The 3920-nt window shown below is 61.5% G+C and carries 9 protein-coding genes; 2 read left to right on the top strand and 7 right to left on the bottom strand.

Annotation, left to right across the window (positions count from 1 at the left end; translation table 11 throughout):
- The 7 genes from HLH36_RS19295 to HLH36_RS19270 form a co-directional block, all read right to left on the bottom strand.
- The coding region (locus tag HLH36_RS19295; RefSeq protein ID WP_182987899.1) for a hypothetical protein at positions 1 to 610 on the bottom strand (610 nt) is incomplete at its 3' end.
- 786 nt (positions 611 to 1396) lie between these two features.
- The gene (locus HLH36_RS19290) at positions 1397 to 1615 is read right to left on the bottom strand and encodes a hypothetical protein (protein ID WP_182987898.1); all 219 of its coding nucleotides are present in this window, start codon (positions 1613 to 1615) and stop codon (positions 1397 to 1399) included.
- The gene (locus HLH36_RS19285) at positions 1612 to 1806 is read right to left on the bottom strand and encodes a hypothetical protein (RefSeq protein ID WP_182987897.1); all 195 of its coding nucleotides are present in this window, start codon (positions 1804 to 1806) and stop codon (positions 1612 to 1614) included. Before HLH36_RS19285 ends, HLH36_RS19290 begins: the two co-directional genes overlap by 4 nt.
- Entirely contained in the window at positions 1806 to 2063 is a 258-nt protein-coding gene (locus tag HLH36_RS19280; protein ID WP_182987896.1) for a hypothetical protein, read from the bottom strand. The genes HLH36_RS19285 and HLH36_RS19280 overlap by 1 nt, the downstream gene beginning before the upstream one ends.
- Before the next feature lie 8 nt (positions 2064 to 2071).
- Complete coding sequence (locus HLH36_RS20145; protein ID WP_275943830.1) at positions 2072 to 2200, bottom strand: hypothetical protein; 129 nt, start codon at positions 2198 to 2200, stop codon at positions 2072 to 2074.
- A gap of 286 nt (positions 2201 to 2486) precedes the next feature.
- On the bottom strand, positions 2487 to 2759 hold the full coding sequence (locus tag HLH36_RS19275) for a hypothetical protein (RefSeq protein WP_182987895.1): 273 nt from the start codon (positions 2757 to 2759) through the stop codon (positions 2487 to 2489).
- The gene (locus HLH36_RS19270; protein ID WP_182987894.1) at positions 2756 to 2980 is read right to left on the bottom strand and encodes a hypothetical protein; all 225 of its coding nucleotides are present in this window, start codon (positions 2978 to 2980) and stop codon (positions 2756 to 2758) included. The genes HLH36_RS19275 and HLH36_RS19270 overlap by 4 nt, the downstream gene beginning before the upstream one ends.
- Before the next feature lie 322 nt (positions 2981 to 3302).
- Between HLH36_RS19270 and HLH36_RS19265 the strand changes: the two genes are divergently transcribed.
- A complete protein-coding gene (locus HLH36_RS19265) occupies positions 3303 to 3548 on the top strand; it encodes a helix-turn-helix domain-containing protein (protein ID WP_182987893.1) in 246 nt (81 codons plus the stop codon).
- Positions 3541 to 3920: DUF2513 domain-containing protein (locus tag HLH36_RS19260; RefSeq protein ID WP_182987892.1), on the top strand; the 380-nt coding region annotated here is incomplete at its 3' end. The genes HLH36_RS19265 and HLH36_RS19260, both read left to right, overlap by 8 nt.

The raw sequence follows: 3920 nt of genomic DNA, 5'->3' as shown, positions 1-3920 counted from the left end.
CGCTCATTTCGGTCAGCCAGGACACAGCCGCAGCGCGCACTTTGGCCATCCAGGGGGCAATGTAATGCGGTTGGATGACGGGGCATCTGCGGAAAATGCTCTCGACGCGCGCAAGGCCGGGACCAAGCGCCGCGACCTGCTGGTCAATAGGCTGGTCATCCTCGGTGATCTTCCCGGCAATCTCCACACCCAGGCAGGCAAGATTGAGACGAAAGCGATTGGTCCTCTCATCATATGACCAAGGATCGCCCGGCAACGCCGCATCAAGCTCGGACGGCTCGATATCGACGGTGGCTTCTGCCTGAGACATGAGCTGCCGGCGGGGGCGCGTCATGTCCTGAACCGTGCAGTCGTGGATGACGGCCCACCGATGGCAAGTCTGCCGCGCCGTCTCCAGCGGCCCGATAGGCCCAATCTTGGACCAGGTGTTGTCAAAGAAGACCACGCACGGTGCAAAAACTGGTCCGTCGTCGCTTCCCATTTCCAGCACCCAAAGGTGCGACACGAAGCACCAGTCGATGATCCCTTCGGGAACGATGTCGAGCGGTGCGCCGTTTCCGCTGTCCAAATAGGGCACGGGCAGCTTCACCTGGAGGGTATCGCCGCTCATCGCGCAGCCCTCCCGGCCTCGATGGCAGCACTGGCGGCCGCGATCGACGGAAAGAGGACCGGCAGCCGGCAGCCCGGCATGAGCACCCCTACGCGCGGCTCGCCATCCGGGCGGCAGGCGTCAGACAGGAGGATCAGGCGGGGCACACTTCCCCCGTTACGGACGCACTTCGGGCGTTTGCGCCTTTTGTCGCGCATTTAAGTGACCTTTCTTACAAGGCCACCCGCAATTTCATTGGACGAAATGCCAGACAGGCTATATCAAGATGGAATTCCACCCCATCAAGACACAGCTTTTGGCAGCCGTCCCTAATCGCGGGACGGCTGTTTTATTTCGTGATGATTTCGGCGTCGGGAAGAGACCGAATCCATTCGAGAGCATGCGGGATATCGACAAGCGTCTTCGTGCCACACTTCTTGGCTCGAAGGAGACCTGCTCCCAGCTTGCGATAAAGCTCTGTTCGGGAAAACCCCAAAAGCCGGCAGGCTTCGGGCACAGAGGCATAGTGCGGAAAGTGATTCACGGAAATGGCCTGCAGAAAGAGGCGTAACGCCTCGACTTGGCCGCTCGCGCCGGAGCCGAACGTGTGCCGGTTACTATCCGGATGGCCATTTAACGCCCGTCGGCGTCTGGTTATCTGATACCAGCAAACTGCCGCCCAGGATCTTTTCGCCGACCAAGAGAATTTACTCTCATTAGATCGAAAATTCGATACTGCCGTGACAGCACGTATTCCATGGAACGGCATGGTAGGGCAAGGGAAATTTTCATATGGCATTCTCGTTCTCACGACAGCATCTCCTCAATCGCCGCAACCCGCCGATCGATCTCAGCCCCGACCCACTCCATGGCCATCGCGTAGTCACTGGGCCTGAGCGGGTCATCCAGCAGCGCCGCCCGGCTGGCGCCGATCATCAGCACCGACAGTATGGAAATGTCGCGTGTCTGCTGGGTGATTGCAGCAATGCGATCAGGCGTCGCCACGGGCGAGGCTTTCCGTCTCATGTCACCGGCCTCCGATTTTCCAGTTGAACGCGATACGCCGGCCGCCCCAGCACCTCCTGCCAATAACGGGAGCAGGTGATGTGCGGCAGGCCGAGCTTCGCGCCTATTTCCTTCCAGGTGCGCCCGGCCTCGCGCAGCCGGACCAGTTCCTTGACCCGCGCCTCGGGCCAGACTTTGCGGGGGCGGCCCATCAGGCCGTCCTCTCATCGCGCAGCAGCATGGCTTCGAGGATCTCCAGCCGCTCGAGTTGGCGCTTGGCGAGCCACTTGATGGCTTCCGGCTCACTGTCCTCGGGCTGCAAATCCCCGCAGTTCAGCATCACCATCAGCCCCGCGATGTGTCGAGCATCCTGTGCCAGGCTGACCTTGTCGCGCACGGCGTCGAGGATATCCCTCTCCTGCTCCGTGATCCTCCGGTCATGCACCTGGTCGAGGATGAAGGCGCGCATTCCCTCATTCATAGCGCGCCCTCTCGCCGGGCCAGGCGCAACGAGAACTGACTGAGCGCGCCGGCCGAGCGCATCGCCCAGCAGGATACGGGCAGCAGGACGAACAGCGCCGCCTGCCGCGAGATGGAGGCGATCATCGTCCGATCCTCCCGCCGCCCAGGACGGCCAGCACGTCGCGGGCCAGCCGGGCGCCTTCGGCCGCGTCCATCCCATCAGGGTCAGACATGGCCAACCGGGCGCGGGCGATCAGGTCACGCTGGGAACGCGCTGGCCTTGACCAGGCAGCATCCCATGCCCGCCGCCACCGGCTGATAGCTGTGTCCATCACGTCTTCCTCCGCCGGCGTTTGAAGGCGGGTCGAGGGGATGGTTCGCGTGACGCGGCGATTGCAGGTCAGCGCGGCCTGCACAGCGGATTGAATGCTCATGCCGCACCGCCTTTCCGCAGGGATGCCGCGTCCTTATCGGCGTTCCGGGCAATTCGGTCGGCATATGCTGCCAGCCACTGAACCGCGCCAATCCAGTCCGACACCACTTCTTCGGCAGGAGTACGCACCAAGTCCATGTCACGTCCGATCGCCAGGGCAATGTCGCGTAGGTCGCGCGTGTGGACAGCCTGCCAGTCGAGGGCATAGGCGCCGTCTACCGGCGGCGGAGCAGCCGGGATCTTCCGGCTGGCTGCGGGGCGGGCGCTCATGACTGCCCTTCCAGTTCATCGATGCCGTTGGTGATTTCATCCGACAGCCGGGAGAGTTCTCCGCCGGCCCACTGGATGGCGCATCCGAGGGCGGACAGCCGCTCTTTGGTGGGCTCGAAGCACGCCTGGCCGGCCGCATTACCTGCCCAGATCAGCAGGGTCGCGATGTTCTGGGCCTTGAAGCCGGCCGCCGCGATGCGGTCCATACGTTCCTTGCTCATCGGCTGCCCTCCGCCAGAACGAGCGGCACGTGAGCGGGCCGGACCGTGTGGCTGGCCAGCGTCTCCGGCTGGGCGAAACCCGTCAAAGCGACGAAAAAAAGGAACGCCATTGCAACCGATGCCCCGGTGGCGCGTACGAGTGTCCATGCCCACGATCGTGGGTGCGTGCTATAGGCACGATCAGCCATTGCCTGCTCCTGCTCGAGCGGTTGTGGTTAGGCCGGGCATCGGAGGGTCCAAGCTCCGTGTCCGGCCGGCATTGGTCTTTCAACCAAGGTCAGCTATAATCGCTGATATCGGTCAAAGTCAATCATGAGAGCCAATGTCAGCTATTATACCCGAGCAATGTCTGGGCGCGCGTGCCATGCTTCGTCTGAAGCGTGACGATTTAGCGAAGGCCGCTCAGGTCGCTGTTGCGACACTGGCTGACTTTGAAGCGGGCCGCAGGACGCCACATCCCCGCACCATCGAAGCCATCCGCACCGCCCTGGAGACCGCCGGTGTGGAGTTCATCGCGGAGAACGGGGGTGGGGCGGGTGTACGGCTGAGGAGATCCACCGATGCGTAGAGATATGGAATTGGTCAGATCGCTTTTGTTGAGGCTGGAAGAAGTAAATATTCCCCCTGGGGCTAATATTACTTTTTATGGTTATGAAGACGAAATAGCAGTAGATGGTTATGAACCAGACGTCATAGCACTCCATCTCTTTATGCTACTGGATGGCGGGCTGCTCAAAGGCAAAAACATGGGACGAGGGGTTATGATAACCGACCTATCATGGGCCGGTCACGAGTTCCTTGACAGCGTAAGAGACGGCGAGGTGTGGAAGCGCACAAAAGACGGTGCCACTCGAGCTGGAGGCTTTACAATCGGGCTATTGGGGGATCTGGCAAAGGCCATCCTCAAAGGCGAGATCGTCAAGCACACAGGGTTGCCATT

Source organism: Gluconacetobacter aggeris (assembly GCF_014174395.1).
In the GTDB taxonomy this organism is placed as follows: Bacteria; Pseudomonadota; Alphaproteobacteria; order Acetobacterales; family Acetobacteraceae; genus Gluconacetobacter; species Gluconacetobacter aggeris.
Note: the sequence above shows the minus strand (reverse complement) of the source record. Positions and strands in the feature narration are given on the sequence as shown.

Coding starts and splice junctions, on each gene's coding strand:
- HLH36_RS19290 (WP_182987898.1), bottom strand. CDS start 1,615: ATGAGACGGAAAGCCTCGCCCGTGGCGACGCCTGATCGCATTGCTGCA.
- HLH36_RS19285 (WP_182987897.1), bottom strand. CDS start 1,806: ATGGGCCGCCCCCGCAAAGTCTGGCCCGAGGCGCGGGTCAAGGAACTG.
- HLH36_RS19280 (WP_182987896.1), bottom strand. CDS start 2,063: ATGCGCGCCTTCATCCTCGACCAGGTGCATGACCGGAGGATCACGGAG.
- HLH36_RS20145 (WP_275943830.1), bottom strand. CDS start 2,200: ATGATCGCCTCCATCTCGCGGCAGGCGGCGCTGTTCGTCCTGCTGCCC.
- HLH36_RS19275 (WP_182987895.1), bottom strand. CDS start 2,759: ATGAGCGCCCGCCCCGCAGCCAGCCGGAAGATCCCGGCTGCTCCGCCG.
- HLH36_RS19270 (WP_182987894.1), bottom strand. CDS start 2,980: ATGAGCAAGGAACGTATGGACCGCATCGCGGCGGCCGGCTTCAAGGCC.
- HLH36_RS19265 (WP_182987893.1), top strand. CDS start 3,303: ATGTCAGCTATTATACCCGAGCAATGTCTGGGCGCGCGTGCCATGCTT.